Source organism: Candidatus Neomicrothrix sp., assembly GCF_035329545.1.
GTDB lineage: Bacteria > Actinomycetota > Acidimicrobiia > Acidimicrobiales > Microtrichaceae > Microthrix > Microthrix subdominans.
The window spans coordinates 90,084-106,648 of sequence record NZ_DAOLGP010000002.1; the positions used below are offsets into that span (position 1 = coordinate 90,084).

Here is a 16,565-nt window from a genome sequence, read left to right on the forward strand (position 1 = left end):
CCAACTCGGTCAGAACCGTGGTGAGATTGGCCTCACTCCTCGGCGCGTGTTCCACGAGTTCACACTAGCGACGGTGCTCTTGGGCACCCCGGTTCTCGACACCGACACGAGCGCGCCCTACACGCCCCATGGAAGGTTGCGAGACCTTGCCGCAACAGCTCTTTGAGATCTCGTCCATGCGCGTTGAACGCCAGATCGTTCGGCGGGCAGATCACCGATCGGGTGCTGGCTACCAGGCCAACTACCGGGTTTCGGTGTTCTGATCGTTTCTCCTGGGTACACCGCTTTCAGATCAATGCCCAGTTGCTCTGAATTCCAAGGAGAACGACATCGTGATCGTCCACACCATTGAAACGCCATCGCTCGGCGACCGCAGCTATCTGGTGCACGACGGCGAGGTGGCGCTCGTGATCGACCCCCAACGGGATCTTGACCGTGTGTTGTCGGCCGCCGAGGAGGCGGGGGTCACCATCTCCCACATCGCCGAGACGCACCTTCACAACGATTACGTCTCCGGTGGGCTCGCCCTCTCCCGGCGCACCGGCGCCACCTACCTGCACGCTGCAGCGGAGGAATTGCCCTTCGATCATCGGGGCGTGGGCGACGACGACACCATCGAGGTCGGCACCCTCACCGTGAGGGTCCTGGCGACGCCGGGCCACACCCAGCACCACCTCAGCTACCACGTGACCGAGAGCGGAGACGAGGCCGGGCCCGGGGCGCTGTTCACGGGAGGATCGCTGTTGTACGGCTCGGTGGGCCGAACCGACCTGGTCGCAGCCGACCTGACCGACACGCTGACCCGCCAGCAGTACCGGTCGGTTCGGGGGATGATCGATTCGCTTCCGGGTGGCACCCACTTCTACCCCACCCACGGCTTCGGCAGTTTCTGCTCATCCTCCGAGGGCGGCGACGACTCCGACGGCACCCTGACCGGCGAGCGGTCGGTCAACCTGGCGCTGACGATCGAGGACGAGGACGACTTCGTCGAACGACTGATGAGTGGTCTGTCGGACCATCCCGCCTACTACGCCCAGATGGGGCCGATGAACCGTGCGGGCGGTATCCCGGTCGACCTCTCCCCGGCCGCGCCGGTCGACCCCACCGAGCTGTCCCGGCGGATCCACCGGGGCGAGTGGGTGGTCGACCTGCGGAATCGTCGCGCCTACGCCACCGACCACGTTGTCGGCACCATCGGGATCGAGTTGGACGATCCCTTCGCCACCTACCTGGGCTGGCTGATCCCATGGGGAACGGCACTCACGCTGGTGGCCGACACCATCGAGGATCTGGCGGAGGCCCAGCGTCAGCTGGTTCGCATCGGCATTGACCGCCCCGCCGGCGGCGCCGCTGGCGGTCCGAAGGTCTGGGGCGAGGGTCACGAGCACTCGTCCTATCCGGCGATCACCTTCGATCACGTTGTCAAGCATCGGAGTGAGCACGGCGGGGTGGTGCTGGACGTGCGCCGGGACGACGAATGGGCCGACGGCCACCTGGCCGGCGCGACCCACGTCGCCATCCATCAGTTGCTCGACCACCTCGACGAAGTGCCCGACGAGCACCTGTTCGTCCATTGCGCCACAGGCTTTCGAGCGTCGATCGCCGCCAGCCTGCTCGCCCGGGCCGGCAAGGACGTCACGCTGATCGACGACGACTACGACCGGGTTGCCGAGCTGGGTTTGCCCACCGAGCGATCGGGGTCAGCGTGGCCAGGTCAGGATGGTTCGAGGTAGCGAGCCACGGCGGTGATGTAGGCGGGAAACCCATCTCCGACTGTGCGAACCGCTTCAGCGATCAGGTCCATCCGCAGATCGACGTAGTGATGCACCAACACACTTCTGAGCCCTGCGGCCGGTGCCAGCGTGACGGCGAGCGCGGGGTCGAGCACACCAGCTTCGACGAGGTCATGAAACGAGGCACGGCCGGTCTCGGGAGAGCGCCCCAGGGTTGTGGCAACGAGGTGAGCATTAATGTCGAAGGCCAGGTCCACAATCACCTGGAGCAGCCGCTCGACCGCTGCTCGGGTGACCGGGTCGCCGTCCAACCGGTCGGCGTCCACCCCTCGAAATCCGTCAAGGGTCTCCAGCGCGTCCCGCATCATCCGGAGCCGGCGGATAACCACATCCGGGCTGGGTTCCGCCGGTGTCATCTCGTCAGCAACCTGCGGTCGAGTTCGCGGAACTTCGCGGTGTCCCATAAATGGCCGATGGCGGTGATCTGCGCTTCGGCGAACGCCCCCGAGACACGCTCGTACAGTGGGATTCCGCCCATCGCCTCGGCATCGAGCACCGGATGTTCCCCCGTAACGACGGCGACGTCGATGTTGTCGTAACCGGTGGCGTAGAGTGAATGACACGCGTGTGGTTTGGGCACCGGCTGCGCTCGTCTGCGGGCCATCGCTCCGGACAAGCCGATCCACACTCCGGGCTCGGGGCCTCGGCTTCGCTGTCACACCTGATCCGTAGGGTCGATCCACATGAAGTTCATCCACACCAGCGACTGGCATCTCGGGCGACGCCTTGGGGAACACGCGCTGATCGACGACCAGCGGGTGTTCTGCGAGTGGCTGGTCGACCTGGCAGTCGCCGAGGGTGCGGAGCTGGTCGTCATCGCTGGCGATGTGTACGACCGCGACGTTCCCCCGACCGAAGCGGTGGCGCTGTTCCGCTCGACGGTCAAGCGGCTGGTGTCGTCCGGCATCAAGGTGGCCGCCATCGCTGGCAACCACGATTCGGCCGAGCGCTTGTCGGCCTACGACGGCCTCACCGAACGCTCGGGCGTGCTGGTGCGGGGTGGCTTCGCCAGCGCCGGCCAACTGCACCGCTGGGAGTTCTCCGATGGGCCCCTCGCCGTCGCAGCGGTGGGCTTCCTCTCCCCCGCCGCCTTGCCGGCCGACCGGTCCGACGAGGTGGAGGCCGCGCACCTCGAAGCCGGCCGTCACGGTCCATGGCGCACGCACGACCGCGTCCTCGCCCACCACCTCGACCTGGCCCGGACGGCGGCCGAGGGGGCACCTCGTTCCCTGGTGATCTCCCATGCCTTCGTGTCGGGCGGGCTCGCAGGTGGGTCCGAGCGCCAATTGGCCGTCGGCGACGCCGGCCAGGTGGCGGCCCGGCGCTTCGACGGCTTCTCCTACGGTGCGCTCGGCCACCTCCACGTCAGTCAAAAGGTGGATGGACGCGACCAACTGCGGTACAGCGGCAGCCCGCTGGCGTACTCGTTCTCCACGGACGACCGCACGAAAAAGGAAGTGCTGGTCGTCGACATGGACCGCAGCGGCGCCGTCAGCATCGAGGCGATCCCGGTGGAGGCCGGGCGGCCGGTCATCCTTCGCCGGGGGCGCTTGGACGACCTCGTAGCCAAAGCGCCGGAGTTGGACGAGCGCTCTGCGTACGTGCGGGTTGAGTTGACCGACCCCGTGCTTCCAGCTGATGCCCGACGGATCTTGGGCGGACACTTTCCCCACCTGGTCGAGATCGGGCACCTTCCCGACCGCACGGGCAGGGCCCCGTCGCAGGCCACCAGCTCCGAGGTGCGAGCCCTCGACCCGATCGAGGCAGCCAGATCGTTCTGGGACGAGCTCAGCACCGAGCCGCTCACCTCATCCGACGAACAGTTGCTGGGCGAGGTTTTGGCCGAGGCGTTCTCCGCCGACGTTGATGACGCATCGCCCGGCGATCACGCCGCTGGCGTCCCAACAACCCCGTCGATGGCTGGGACTGGGGCTCAGCCATGAAGCCCAACCAACTCGTCATCGAGGCGTTCGGTCCCTACGCCACTCGGGCTGAGGTCGACTTCGATGCGCTGGCCGACACCCGGCTGTTCGTCGTGTCCGGTCCGACCGGCGCCGGCAAGACGTCCATCTTCGACGCGATGTGTTGGGCGCTGTACGGCGAGTTGCCCGGCAACCGGCTGCGGGAGGGCAAGGTCCGTTCCGACGCCGCCGACCCTGGACACCTCACCTCGGTATCGCTCACCTTCACGGTCGACGACACCGCCTATCGGGTGGTGCGTCAGCCAGAGCAGGATCGTCCAAAGCTGCGGGGCACCGGCAGCACCACCGAGAAGCAGTCGGTCGAGTTGCACCGGCGGTCGGCCGGCGCCTGGGAGCCGATGGCGCACCGCTGGGCCGAGACCAACCGCATCTGCGCCGACCTGGTCGGCCTGACCCCCGCCCAGTTTCAACAGGTGGTGCTGTTGCCACAGGGCCGCTTCCAGGAGGTGCTGCACGCCACGTCGGACGAACGAACCAAGCTGCTGCGCACGCTCTTCGACACCGCAGGCTTCGAGCGAGCCCAAGAGCTGCTGGACCGACGAGCCAAAACCGCCGAGACGCGACGCAACTCGATGATCGCCGAGGTGTCCCGCTCGGAAGACACCGCCGACGCCGAGCTGGATGCGTTGCAGGCACTCGTCGAGGCGCAAGGTATCGAGCTGCCGCCGTTGACGAGGTCCTCCCCGACGGAGGCCACGTTCACATCGATGGTCGAGGCGGCCGAGCAGCCGGAGCCAGTTGCCGGCCAGACCACCGAACCGGATGCCGGACGCAAACGAACGCGGCGAGGAGCCGCCGGGCCCGGCCAGCTCAGCCTGGTTCCCGACGACGGTTTCGGCGGCACTGCGGCCGAGGACAGCGACGAGACCGAGGGCGAGGTTTCCTCCGCTCTCGACGCGGCGACGACCGGCGACCCAACAGGCGGGCCGACTTCGTCCGCTCCTCAGCCCACGGCCAACGCGGGGGTGCCGACGACGTTCTCGCTCGGCGACCGGGCAGAGCGGCTGGAACTCCATGGAGTGGCGCTGCTCGACCGGCGCCGCGACGAGCACCGGGCGGCACGCAATGACGCCGAAAGAGCGCTCAACGCAGCACATCAGCTCGCCGAGCGTCAGGCCGGCTTCCGCACCGAGCGTGCGCAGCTCGAGAGGCGGATCGAGCGACTCGACGGGATGGAGGCGAACAGGTTGCAGCTCGATGCGGCGCTGCGCGCCGCCGGGGTCGCCGACGCCCACCAGGTCGCTCAACGAGCTTCGCTCCAGTTGGCCGATGCACAGACATCCGCCGAGACCGCCCTGCGGCAGACGGCCTCTGAGCTCACCGAACTGATCGAGCTCTGGCCGAACGAGTGCGGAGCGCCGCCCGCCGCCTCGGTGCTGGCCGAGGCTTCCGCAGGGTCGGCGACCGCCCTACCCGGCTGGCTCATCGATGCGGGCCACCTCGACCTGACCCGTGTCCCCACATCCGATCGGGCTCGGCTCGCCGATGGGCTCGAAGCCCTGGCCCAACTCGCCGACCGGGGCGCCGGCGAGCTCCGGGGTCGCGCCGGCGAGATCGCCAAGGCCCGTGAGTTGGCCCGGCAGGCCTCGGCCCGCCAAGACCAGGCCGACGCTGCGGCGAAGCAGGTGTCGCACCTGAGCGCGAAGCTGGACGAGCTGGCGATCCAACAGCGCTCGCTGGACGCCGAGCGCCAAGAACTCGCTGCGCTGGCCGGCGGCGCAGACCGGGCCCAGGCTGCGCTGACCCACGCGACCGGGCTGCGCGACGCTCGGATTGCCCTCGACGGCGAGCGTCTCGCCTTGGCCGACATCGACGTTGAGCTCGCTGCCGTGGCACAGCAGACGCAGGCGCTCACGGTCGAAGCCGACCGTCTCACCGCCCAGCGGGATGCCGCCCGTCAGGTAGCCGCATGCGTCGCAGATCATCGCGGCGAGGCCGAACGAGCTGCGACGGCACTTCGGCTGGCGAAGCGCCGAGACCAGACCCGTTCCGAGCTGGCCGACGCCGCCTCTGCGGTGCAGCGTCATGCCGCCGTCTACTCCGACCTCATGGCCGCCTTCACCGCCGATGCGGCGCCTCGTTTGGCGGCCGCGCTCATCGATGGCGACGACTGCCCGGTCTGTGGCTCGGCAGAACACCCGCACCTCGCGACTGCGCCGGCCGGGGCGAAGCCCGTCTCCACCGCCGACCTCGAACGCGCCCACGCAGCCAACATGGCCGCTATCAGCAAGCATTCGGCGCTCCAGGACCGGCTCGACGAGTGTGTCGCCGAGTTGGGCGACGACGCCGCCGAATCGATCGCCGGGCTCACAGAACGTCACCGTGCGGCCCACAACCTGGTCGATCGGGCCGTCGCTGCTGCCGTGGCCGTGACCGACATCGAGCATCGGTTGACCGAGTTGGCGCAGCAGCGCCAGGGCCTGGAGCAGCGCGACCGAACGGCTCACGGCCAACAAGCCGCCGGGAGCGAGCGACTCGCCGCCCTTCTCGAGCAGCTGGGCGACTCGGCGGATGAGGCCGCCGCCGACCTGGAGACACGAGTTGCGACCGCAGCGGACGACAACCGGCGCTGTCTCGCCGCCGTCGAGGCCGTCGTCGAATTGGACCAGCATCGGACAGAGCTGGCCCTCCAGATCGAGAACCTCACACCTCAGCGCTCGAAGGCCGCCGAACAACAGCACGCCGCAGCTGCCCAGGCCGACCAGCTTCAGGTGCAGGCGACCGCTCAGCTGTCGTCGCCGGATGCCATCTGGCCCCATGCGCAGTTGGCGCAACGCTGCGAAACGCTGGCAACGGTTGGGCGACGGGCCGCATCCTCGCTCGGTCGTCTCGACGCTGCGGCCCACACCGACCTCGAGTCCCAGGCTGCCCTTCGGTCCTCGTTGACCCGCCAGGGTTTCAACGACATCGACGATGTCACGGCCGCAGCACTCGAGGAATCCGAGCGACGCAGGTTGGAAGCCTCGATCAACCGTTGGGACGGCGAGGGTTTCGCCCTCACCCAACGGTTGGTCGCCATTGTCGAGGGCGGGCTCAGCCTGATTGCCCCCGACCTCGACGGGCTGGCCACCCAGCTGGCTGACACCACCGACGCTGCCGACCGACTGATCGAGCACGCCTCCACTGCACGCAATCACCTCGGTCGTGCACGCCGGGCCATCGCCGAGCTGGATGGCCGGGGTGATGAGCGGGCCGCTGCGCAGGCCGACTACGAGGCCACCGACCGCCTGGCGCGCATGTGCCGAGGCCACAATGCACAGCGGGTCACGCTGGAGGCGTGGGTCCTGGCCCACCACCTGCGCGAGGTGGTCACCTCGGCCAACCGCCGCCTGGGGGCGATGAGCCGTGGTCGTTTCCAGATTCACGTCGACGACGAGGCGGCAGACCAACGGTCCAAGCACGGACTCGACCTGTCGATCGCCGACGCCGAGACAGGCACCCGCCGGCCGGTGCGCACCCTGTCGGGCGGCCAGACCTTCCAGGCATCGCTCGCCCTGGCCCTAGGCCTGGCCGACACGATCGCCACCCAGCGGGTTGGCCGCGACATCGGTGCCACCTTCATCGACGAAGGCTTTGGTGGCCTCGACGCCGACAGCTTGGACACCGCAATCGAGGTGTTGAACCACCTCGGTTCCGAGGGTCAGATGATCGGCGTGATCACCCACGTCGAAGAGCTGAAGGCGGTGCTGCCGGTGGCGATCGAGGTCACGCCCATGGGCGGCGGTCGCAGCGAGCTGACCCAGCTGATCGGCAACCCGCCGGCAGGGGCATCATCGGCTGCGGGGTCGTCGGCCGAGGTGGCGTGAGATGGTGGGGAGCGTGGGCCAGCCAGCCTTGATCGTCGGAGAGTCGCTTCGTGACCTCATCGATCCGTTGGCCGACCGGCTCAGCCAGCCGCTCGACGATCCGCTGGCCGCCGAGGTGGTGGCGGTGGCCAACCTCGGCGTGCGGCAGTGGACCACCCGGCAGCTCTCCCGGCGGTTGGGTGCGAGCCACGGCGGGGCGGTCGAGGCTGACGGCATCGTGGCCAACATCGAGTTTCCGTTTCCGGACGGCCTGCTCACCCGCCTGCTCGGCGCGCCCGACAGCGACCCGTGGGCCCTCTCCAACCTGGTGTGGGTGGTGCTCGATGAGCTCCAGCGGGGTGCCGGCGACGCCGCCTTGGGTCCGGCGGGACGGGTGGCGGCCGGCACCAAGCGCGCCGGCCAGGTACCCCAGCCATCGAACGGCACCTGGTACGGCCGTGCCCGACACCTGGCCGACCTGTTCGATAGGTACTCCCGCCATCGCCCCGAACTCGTCCGTCAGTGGGCAGCGGGCAACGATGTCGATGGCAGGGGGCACCCGATGACGCGGAGCCCCCGCTCGGGCGCCTCTCCCCTGTGGCAGTGCGAGCTGTGGCGCCGGGTTCGGGCCCGCATTGACGAGCCGAGCCCGGCCGAGCGGCTGGCCGAACAGCTCGATGGCATCGACGACAATCTCGCCCGCATCAAGTTGCCACCGCGCCTGACCCTCTTCGGCCTGTCGGCGCTTCCGCCGGTGTGGTTCTCGCTGCTGCCCGCACTGGGCGAACACTGCGATGTGGCGGTGCTGTGGCTCACGCCCTCCCTGCCCCAGTGGCGCGCCATGCACGAGCGGGGCGCCGCGAAACAACTTGGGCCTTGGCTACCCGAGCGGCCACGTGCCCGAACGAGCGACGGCGGCAACCCGCTGCTCACCAGGTGGTCGCGACCGGCACAGGAAGCGGCGCTGCTCTGGGGAGCCGGCCACGCCAGCGCTGCGACCGCCGCAGTAAAGGACGAGCACCCATCGGTTGGTGAGACGAACGTGCTCGGCCAACTTCAACAGGCCATCCGCTCCAACCGTCCCGTCGCAGAGTTGACCGACACGCTCCCTCCATCGGGCGGGACCGATCGCAGCCTGGTCGTCCACCGGGCCCACGGCTCCACTCGGCAGGTGGAGATTTTGCGAAGCGCCGTCGCCCACGCGTTGATGGAGGATCCGACGCTCACGCTCGGCGATGTTCTGGTGCTGTGTCCGGACGTGGACGCCTACGGTCCGCTCGTCGCCTCCGCATTCGCTCCCGGTCCATCCGATCCGACGGTGGCGTCCCACAGCTGGGCGGAGGAGGCAGCCGGCCCCGGCGGCGACGGCCTCGCACCGTTTCCGGTGTGGTCGGCGGTTCGCTCACCCGGCACCGATCATCCGATCGCCCAGGCGTTTCTCTCAATCCTCGGGTTGGTCGATGGTCGGGCCACCGTCGGCGAAGTGCTCGACTTTTTGGCGCTGCCCCCGGTTGCCGCCCGTTTTGGCCTGAGCGACGACGACGTCGACCAGCTCGGCGACTGGGCCAGACGCGCCGGCATCCGTTGGGGGCTCGACGGCGAGCATCGGCGCGCTCACGGGTTGCCCGCCTCCTTCACCGCAACCACCTGGGCGGACGGCGTCGAACGGGTCCTGCTCGGCGTCACCACTGCCTCACGCACCTTGGTTCCCGGCCTGGGCAACGTCGTTCCGGTCGACATCGAGGGCAGCGACGTCCGGCTGATCGTCCGCCTGGCTGCGGCCGTCGGCCAGCTGCGGCAGTGCATCGACGAGGTTCGGGCGCTGGACGTCGGCCCGCCGGTGGGCTCCACCGAACGGCCCGGCACGCCGCTGCTCTCCCTCTCCACCTGGATCGGTTGGGTCCTCGAATCGCTCGAGGCGCTCACCGATCAGCAGTCCGACAACGATTGGCAGCGGCGTCACCTCTTCGATGTTCTGAGCGACCTGCAACCGGAGACAAGCCCGCTTATCCACGGAACGGCGCCCGATCCGCTGCTCAGCGTCGGGGAGTTTCGGGCTGCCGCCACCGAGAGCCTCTCGGCCGTGCGCCGCCGGGGCGGCCCGGCCGAGGGAGCGGTCACGCTGGGACCGATGCAGGCGCTGCGGTCGGTACCGGCCAGGGTCATCTGTCTGCTCGGCATCGATGCCGACATCCTCGGCAGTGGCACCGCCGATGCCGACGACCTGCTCGCCGCCTCACCGGCGCTCGGCGACCGGGACCCGCGAGCCGATGGTCGCCAGCTGCTGCTCGAGGAGGTGCTGGCCGCCGGCGACCGGCTGATCATCACCACCACGGGACGCGACCCGGCCACCAACGCCGAGGTTCCGTTGCCGGTGGTGCTCTCCGAGCTGCTGGAGGAGTTGAAGCCGGCCGAGTCCGGCGATGACAGCCTCCCCGGGGGCGACGCGCTCGTCACCCACCCCCGTCATGACTTCGATTCGGTCAACTTTCAACCGGGCGCGCTGGCCGCCGACGGTCCCTGGAGTTTCAGCCCGATCGGCCTGGCCGAGGCCAGGTCGCGCAGCGGCACCGACGGGGAGCGCAGGTCGGTGCCATTTCTCGACGGGTCACTACCGGCGCCCACGGGCGACGATCACGATGGCGGCATCATCGAGCTCGCCGACCTCCACCGCTTCCTCGATGGCCCCCCGGCGGCGTTCCTGGCTCAACGCCTGGGCGTGGGCCTGCCCAGGCAGGAGGAACTCGGCGACGAACTCCACCCGGTCGAGGTGGACCCCCTGCACAAGTATCAGCTCCACACCGAACTGCTCGAGGCCACGTGGAGCGTCGGCGACCTCGACGTTGCGCACGCCCAATGGGCGTCGGTCGCCCGCGCCTCGGGCGAGCTGCCGCCGGGTGAGCTGGGCGAGTCGGCCGTGGCCGACGTCTTCACCTTCACCAAGGTCATCCTCGAGGAGTGCGAACGGGTCGGGGTGACCCGCCCCGGCACCGCATCGATCCCGATCGAGCTGGAGCTGTCCGGGGGGCGATCGCTACGAGGCGTGGTCACCGAGGTGGACCCAACCCGGCCCGGACCGGTCAGGATCGGGGCCCGACGACTGAAGCCGAAGCACGAGCTGGGGCTGTGGCTCGACATTTTGGTACTGGCGGCGCAGGACCCGTCGGTGGCCTGGCAGGGCATCGCCATAGGCCGGGCGAACGACCGCACCCAGAAGGGTGTCAAGATCCCAGCGGCGGCCACCCTGCAGCCGACGATCGTCGGCGACGATGCCGCGCAGCGATCGGCCGTCGCCGGTGCGGCCCTCGGCACCCTCGTCGACCTGTACCTCCGCAACCTGTCGGAGCCCCTCCCGCTGTGGCCCGAGACCGCAGCCAAGCTGTGCGGCCGCAAGAAGCTGCCCACCGGCAACTGGGACTTCACCCTTCCCGGCGGCGCCCGAATCGGCGACGGGTACGAGGCCGCCACGCGCGAGATATGGGGCGATCTGTCCGAACACGACTACGAATCGCTACCCGCACGAAGCGACGATCCGGGCAACCCGGCCGAGCCGAGCCGAGCCAGGCGCCTGGCGCACGTGATCTGGTCGGCATTCGACGCATCGGTCTCCGGATCGCTCAACTCCCAGACCCCTCAGGCGGCAGCGTGAGCGACCGGCTGTTTACACCGGAATCGCTCCCGGCAGCGGGCGTCGGGGTGTTCTCACTCGACGAAGCGCTGCCGCGCTCCAGCACCCTGATCGAGGCCTCGGCAGGTACCGGCAAGACCTTCACGCTCACCCACCTTGCCGCCAACTTCATCGAGCGCGACGCGCTGCCCATCAGCCAGTTGTTGTTGGTGACCTACACCAGGGCGGCGGCGGGCGAGCTTCGAGACCGGCTGCGGCGGGTGCTCCGCCAACGGGCGGCCACAACCACCGACACCGATGCCAGCACCCGGCTGCGAATCGCCGCCGAGGAGTTCGACACCGCCACGATCACCACCATCCACGGGTTCTGCCAGCAGGTGCTGACCACGCTCGGGGTGAACGTGCCACTCGACCCGGCGCTGAAGCTGCTCGCCGACGAGGAAACACTCATCACCCAGATCGCCGCCGACCTGCTGGCCGGCCAGGCACTCGCCAAGAGCACCGCCGAAGGGACGCTCCCCAAGCTCGCAAAGCTCACCGAGGCGATTCGGATGGGCTCGACCCACCCGGGCATCGTGGTCGCCGGCCACCCCGATGAGCCCGACCACAACCGTCTGGCTCAGCTGACCACCGACGGGCTCGACGAGCTCGACCGCCGCCTGGCCGCACGCTCGCTGATGACCTACCAGCAGCTGCTCAACCGGGTTGCCGCAGCGGTGAACGGCCCGAAGAACTCGGGCGTCGTCGACATCCTCAGACGTCGCTTCCGGGTCGCCCTGATCGACGAGTTTCAGGACACCGACCCCGTTCAGTGGGAGGTGTTTCGCCTGCTGTTCGCCGGCGGCGACCGAGCCGACAGCCCAACGCTGGTGCTGGTCGGCGACCCGAAACAGGCCATCTACTCGTTCCGCGGCGCCGACATCTCCACCTACCTCGACGCCAAACAGGTGGTCGAGCGCCAGCGCCGACTGGACCGCAACTGGCGCAGCACCCCTCAGCTGATCGCAGCGCTCAACTCGCTGTTCGCCGGCAGCCGCTTCGGGTCGTCACCCGATGGCGCCCACACGATCGGCTACGACCCCGTCATCGCTGCCCGCACCAGCGACGGAGCGAGCGACGCCCACCCGGCTCTGACGTTCCGCTCCTTCGACATGCCCGCCTATCAAGAGGTTCACCCACCGGAGTACCAAAAGAACGGCAAGGCGATCCCGACACCCATCGGGCTCATCCGCCATCTCGTCGGGCTCGATCTCGTCGCCCAGGTTCGTTCCACGCTCGCCGCCGGCGTTCGCGCCGAGGAGATCACGGTGCTGGTGACCTCCAACAAGGACGCAGCGCGCATCCAACGCCTTCTGGCCGAGGCCGGACTGCCGGCGGTGCTCGGGCGGGCAGGCAGCGTGATGGACTCCCCCGCCGCCGACCAGATCCGTCGCCTCCTCTGGGCGATGGAGCGTCCAGCATCCTCAACCCGGGTAAGGGCGGCGGCGCTGGGCTGGTTCCATGGCCTGAGCGCTCGAGACGTCGACGCTCTGAAAGACGAGCAGCTGGCCCAACTTCAAATTGGGCTCCGGGACGACTCGTTGATCCTGCGCCGGCGAGGCGCGGCCGAACTCGCTCACCACCTGCGAACCCGCGTCTCCGGAGCGAACGCCTCCGCTGGGGGCGATCGTTCGGTCGCCTCGCACGGCGCCGGGTCCACCCTTGGCACTCGGCTGTTGGCGATGCCAGGGGGTGAGCGGCACCTCACCGACCTCAACCACCTGTGGGAGTTGCTCAGCGACCGCACCGGGGCACGGGGGACCTCGGCGTCCAGCGCCCTCGAGGCGCTCACGGCCTCTGCCGACCCCGAGGAGCAGGCGACCGAGGTGCTGCAACGGCGCACCGAGGCCGACGGCGGCGCCGTCATGGTGATGACCGTGCATGTCTCCAAGGGCCTCGAAAACCGGGTGGTGATGGTTCCCTACCTGTGGACCGCGCCCATGAACGTCACGGCCCCGGTCGTCACCCATGATCCGATCTCCGGCGAGGCGATGCTGCGGGTCGCCCTCGAGACGAAGGGTGAGGCCCGCGACGCTGCCAAGGCGGCGGTCGCCGAGGAGGGCGACCGGCTCGCCTACGTGGCGCTCACCCGGGCGAAGGAACAACTCATCGTTTGGGCCGCACCGGGGGCGCGGGAGTCACACAAGTCGCGTCTGATGTGCCGACTTGCTCAGTTGGCGGGGCTCGATGCGCTCACGACGATGTCCGACCTGCGCGATGCGGTCGGGCTGGTGCAGGCAAACGCTCCCGACGGCGCTGTTGCGCTGGAGACGTTCATCTCAGGGCCCTCGTCCAGCGACGCATCCTCGGCGACCAGTCCGGTGCCATTCGACGATCTGACGATCGACGTCTGGGGCCGCGACATGGGGCCCCCGTCGCGACGTTGGTCGTTCTCCGCGCTGACCGCCGACCACGACGGCTCAACCATTCGCACCGCCCAACGGCCCGAGGATGCGACCGGCCGGGGCGACACCGCCGCCGACGATGAGGGCGGCGAGCCACCCCTCGACGCCGACGCCGCCACAGCGGCGCTGCCGACCCCCGGGGCCGCAGCTGCCGATCTGCCGAGCGCGTCCCCCGACCCCTGGGTCGACCTTGGAGCCGGCACGGCCTTCGGCAGCCTGGTTCACGAGGTGCTGGAGGAGGCCGACCTGCAGGCGCCCGACCTTGAGGGTGAGCTCGCCCGGGTGATCGCCGCCGGATCGCCTCCGGACGAACTCGACCAACAGCGCCTCGCCGTTGCGGTCGCTGCGTCGACGCTCACGCCGATGGGTGGCTCGCTCGGCTCGCTCACCCTGGCGGGCCTGCCCCGGGCCGATCAGCTTCGGGAGCTCGACTTCGACCTGCCGCTCGAAGGCGCCTCCCGCCCGACCGGCGCCGACCTCACCCGGCTCGTCGATCACTGGCTGCCGCCCGACGACCCGTTGGCCGGGAGAACCTTTGCGCTGGGCACCGCAGCGACGCTGCCCCTGGCGGGCATGCTCACCGGCTCGATCGACCTGACAATCCGCGCCCGGGGGTCGGCGGGCGAACCGGATCGCTACGTCGTCGCCGACTACAAAACCAACCTGTTGGCGCCGTGGGGCGCCGTCGACCCGGAGGCCGCCCATCCCGACCGGCTCGTCGACGCCATGGTCGCCCACGACTACCCGCTCCAGGCGCTGCTCTACGAGGTGGCCCTGCACCGCTACCTGCGCTGGCGGCTGCCCGGCTACGACCCGGATGTGCACCTCGGCGGGGCGGCCTACCTGTTTCTTCGCGGCATGGCCGGCCCCGACACGGCGACCACCGCCGACGGGCGCACCTACGGCGTGTTCACCTGGCAGCCGCCGACCGGCCTGATCCTGGCGCTGTCCAACCTGCTGGCCGGAGCAACGCTTGAGGAGGTGACCCAATGAGGCCGACCGACACCCGGCCAGGCTCCTGGGTGACCCACCATGGTTCCCCGGTCGACGAGTACCTCGAGGCGGTCACCTCGGCGCTCGTTGAGTACGCCGCTGCCGGGGTCTTCGGCCTGGAGGAACACCAGGTGACGGCTGCGCTGTTGCGCATCGGCGGCGTTTCACTTGAAGATCCGACGGTTGGTGACCTGATCCTGGCCATCGCGCTTGCGGTGCGTTCGCCGAGCCGCGGTCACATCTGCGTCGACCTACGCACCGCCCCGGAGCGGCTGGTGGTCGACGGAGCGGACGGCGATGCACTGGACGCTTTGGCCTGGCCCGAGGACAACGGCTGGATCGAACTGGTCGCCGCGTCGCCGCTGGTCGAGCGCACCCCGCTTCCGGCCTGGGCCGACCTCGACGGAGAGCAGCGCCGGGTTCCCCCGCTGATCCTCGACGAGAGTCGTCTCTACCTGGAGCGCTACTGGCGATATGAGTCCCAGGTGATCGGCGCCGTCGACCAGCGAGCCACCGCCAACCACGCCGAGGGCGGCGGCGGGGTCACGCCGAGCGCAATCGATCCGGCCCTGCTCGACGACCTGCTGCCGCTCGACGCAGCCGGCGCGCCCAGCCGGCAACGGCTGGCGGTGACCGAGGCGCTGAGGCGACCGGCCTCCCTGATCGCCGGAGGCCCCGGGACCGGCAAGACCTACACGATCGCCCGCCTTCTGGCGCTGCTGGTCGCCGGAGCCGCGGACCGGGGAGCGGACGGCGGGCGACCGCCACAGATCGCCCTCGCCGCACCAACCGGCAAGGCCGCTGCCCGGATGACCGAAGCGCTCCGTCAGGCGGTCGACAACGCCGGCCTGGACGAGGCCGTGGCCGACCATCTCAACGACCTCACTGCTACGACCATCCACCGGTTGCTCGGATACGACTTCGACAACCCAACCCGGTTTCGCCACGACGCCGACCGGCCGCTGCCCCACGACGTGGTCGTGATCGACGAGTCGTCGATGGTGTCGCTGCCCCTCATGGCCAAGCTGCTCGACGCCCTGTCGCCCCGAACCCGCCTGGTGCTGGTCGGCGACCCCGATCAGCTCACCAGCGTGGAGGCCGGCACGGTGCTCGGCGACCTGACCCACCAGGCAAGCCCGCTGGCCGACGCCGTCGTGCGGCTCGACCGCAGCCATCGTTTCGGCGAACACTCCCCCATCGGCGAGTTGGCCGACGCGCTTCGGCGGGGCGACGCCGACGGCGTTCGCACCACGCTCGAGGCCCAGCACGGAGCCGTCACCTGGGTGCCGGTCACCGCCTCCGCGTGGGGCGATGTGCCCCCGGAGCTTGAGCGCCTGGCACTCGACGCGGCCGAGGGCGTCTACGACGCCGCTCTGGAGGGCGATGCCCAGGCCGCGGTCAACGCCCTCGGTGCCATCCGCCTGCTGTGCGCCCACCGTCGGGGCGGGTCGGGGGTGGAGGCCTGGAACGAGCGAATCGCCGAGCTGCTGGGCCAGACCCGCCCGGGATCGTTCGGGACGCGTGGATTTGCCGTCGGCACGCCCTGGCTGGTGACCGCCAACGACCAGGCCAACCGCCTGGCCAACGGCGATGCCGTGGTCATCATCGACTCCGATGGTCATCCCACCGGGGTTCTGGCAGGTCCCGAGCTGCGCACGGTGCCGCTGTCCCACCTCGACGCGGTCGAACCGTTTCACGCCATCACCATCCACAAGAGCCAGGGCTCGGAGTTCGATCACGCCGTCGTCATCCTGCCCCCTCCCGACTCGCCGATTCTCACCCGGGAACTGCTCTACACGGCTGTCACCCGGGCCAAGACAAGGCTGACCATCATCGGCGAGGCCGAGGCCATCGACCAGGCGGTGCGACGCAAGACCGACCGGGCATCGGGCCTGATCGAGCGCTGGGAAGCCGGCCAGGTACGCAGTTGACCGTGAGGC

8 protein-coding genes are annotated in these 16,565 nt (G+C 69.6%); 6 read left to right on the forward strand and 2 right to left on the reverse strand.

Going from position 1 to position 16,565, the window contains the following annotated elements; translation table 11 throughout:
• Nucleotides 1-329 precede the first annotated feature (329 nt).
• Complete coding sequence (locus PKD89_RS01910) at nt 330-1,733, forward strand: MBL fold metallo-hydrolase (RefSeq protein WP_349257310.1); 1,404 nt, start codon at nt 330-332, stop codon at nt 1,731-1,733.
• On the opposite strand, the gene hepT is transcribed toward PKD89_RS01910, so the two are convergent.
• A complete protein-coding gene (gene hepT, locus PKD89_RS01915) occupies nt 1,715-2,149 on the reverse strand; it encodes a type VII toxin-antitoxin system HepT family RNase toxin (RefSeq protein ID WP_289012383.1) in 435 nt (144 codons plus the stop codon). The two genes, PKD89_RS01910 and hepT, sit on opposite strands and share 19 nt — an antisense overlap.
• Nucleotides 2,146-2,421, reverse strand: a complete 276-nt coding sequence (locus PKD89_RS01920) for a hypothetical protein (protein ID WP_289012384.1) — start codon at nt 2,419-2,421, stop codon at nt 2,146-2,148. Before PKD89_RS01920 ends, hepT begins: the two co-directional genes overlap by 4 nt.
• Before the next feature lie 55 nt (nt 2,422-2,476).
• Between PKD89_RS01920 and PKD89_RS01925 the strand changes: the two genes are divergently transcribed.
• The 5 genes from PKD89_RS01925 to recD are packed head-to-tail and all read left to right on the forward strand — an operon-like array spanning nt 2,477 to nt 16,556.
• Entirely contained in the window at nt 2,477-3,736 is a 1,260-nt protein-coding gene (locus PKD89_RS01925; RefSeq protein ID WP_289012385.1) for an exonuclease SbcCD subunit D, read from the forward strand.
• On the forward strand, nt 3,733-7,581 hold the full coding sequence (locus PKD89_RS01930) for an AAA family ATPase (protein WP_289012386.1): 3,849 nt from the start codon (nt 3,733-3,735) through the stop codon (nt 7,579-7,581). Before PKD89_RS01925 ends, PKD89_RS01930 begins: the two co-directional genes overlap by 4 nt.
• 13 nt (nt 7,582-7,594) lie before the next feature.
• On the forward strand, nt 7,595-11,209 hold the full coding sequence (locus PKD89_RS01935; protein WP_324332243.1) for an exodeoxyribonuclease V subunit gamma: 3,615 nt from the start codon (nt 7,595-7,597) through the stop codon (nt 11,207-11,209).
• Nucleotides 11,206-14,625 carry a UvrD-helicase domain-containing protein gene (locus PKD89_RS01940; RefSeq protein ID WP_289012388.1) on the forward strand — a complete coding sequence of 1,140 codons (3,420 nt, stop codon included), beginning with the start codon at nt 11,206-11,208 and terminating at the stop codon, nt 14,623-14,625. Before PKD89_RS01935 ends, PKD89_RS01940 begins: the two co-directional genes overlap by 4 nt.
• Nucleotides 14,622-16,556 (forward strand): exodeoxyribonuclease V subunit alpha, encoded by a 1,935-nt coding sequence (gene recD / locus PKD89_RS01945; RefSeq protein ID WP_289012389.1) that lies wholly within the window; start codon nt 14,622-14,624, stop codon nt 16,554-16,556. The genes PKD89_RS01940 and recD overlap by 4 nt, the downstream gene beginning before the upstream one ends.
• Nucleotides 16,557-16,565: the final 9 nt, after the last annotated feature.

What these genes read in the sequence shown, in the direction of transcription:
- hepT (WP_289012383.1), bottom strand. Translation starts at nt 2,149, where the DNA reads ATGACACCGGCGGAACCCAGCCCGGATGTGGTTATCCGCCGGCTCCGG.
- PKD89_RS01925 (WP_289012385.1), top strand. Translation starts at nt 2,477, where the DNA reads ATGAAGTTCATCCACACCAGCGACTGGCATCTCGGGCGACGCCTTGGG.
- PKD89_RS01930 (WP_289012386.1), top strand. Translation starts at nt 3,733, where the DNA reads ATGAAGCCCAACCAACTCGTCATCGAGGCGTTCGGTCCCTACGCCACT.
- recD (WP_289012389.1), top strand. Translation starts at nt 14,622, where the DNA reads ATGAGGCCGACCGACACCCGGCCAGGCTCCTGGGTGACCCACCATGGT.